This is a genomic window from Cohnella suwonensis, from assembly GCF_042655365.1.
Classification (GTDB): Bacteria; Bacillota; Bacilli; order Paenibacillales; family Paenibacillaceae; genus Cohnella; species Cohnella suwonensis.
Genome location: NZ_JBHSMH010000097.1, coordinates 41,484 through 42,274, shown reverse-complemented (window position 1 = coordinate 42,274; position 791 = coordinate 41,484). Strand labels below are relative to the sequence as shown.

1 pseudogene is annotated in these 791 nt (G+C 54.4%); it reads right to left on the bottom strand.

The window, feature by feature from the left end:
- Positions 1 to 791 (bottom strand): annotated as a pseudogene (locus tag ACFPPD_RS21670) (hypothetical protein); the annotation flags it as partial.

The following is a 791-nucleotide window of genomic DNA, read 5'->3' as shown; positions in this document are numbered from 1 at the left end:
CGTCGTTTCGGTCGTTGCACTTGCACTGGTTAAGCTTAACGTTGGCGCTGTTGTATCCGGCGTTGCTATCGTTGTGAACGGAATTGCCGCTACGCTCGAAACATTGCCAGCCGCGTCCTTGACGATGGCATAGGCCTTGTACCCTGTGGATGCGGTCAAGCCAGATACGCTAGCCGAGTTCGATGTTGCGCCTGCTGCCGCTGTTCCTTTGGCTACGGCTGTTCCTTGTGCTTCAATCGCTGCCGCATTCGGCGCTGCGTCTGCCGCTGCATAGACAACATAGTAGTAGGTTCCTGCTTCATTCGATGTGAAATTTAAGGTTGTCGTCGTTTCGGTCGTTGCACTTGCACTGGTTAAGCTTAACGTTGGCGCTGTTGTATCCGGCGTTGCTATCGTTGTGAACGGGATTGTCGCTACGCTCGAAGCATTGCCAGCCGCGTCCTTGACGATGGCATAGGCCTTGTACGCTGTGGATGCGGTTAAACCAGTTACGCTAGCCGTGTTCGCTGTTGCGCCTGCTGCCGCTGTTCCTTTGGCTACGGCTGTTCCTTGTGCTTCAATCGCTGCCGCATTCGGCGCTGCGTCTGCCGCTGCATAGACAACATAGTAGTAGGTTCCTGCTTCATCCGATGTGAAGTTTAAGGTTGTCGTCGTTTCGGTCGTTGCACTTGCACTGGTTAAGCTTAACGTTGGCGCTGTTGTATCCGGCGTTGCTATCGTTGTGAACGGAATTGCCGCTACGCTCGAAGCATTGCCAACCGCGTCCTTGACGATGGCATAGGCCTTGTACC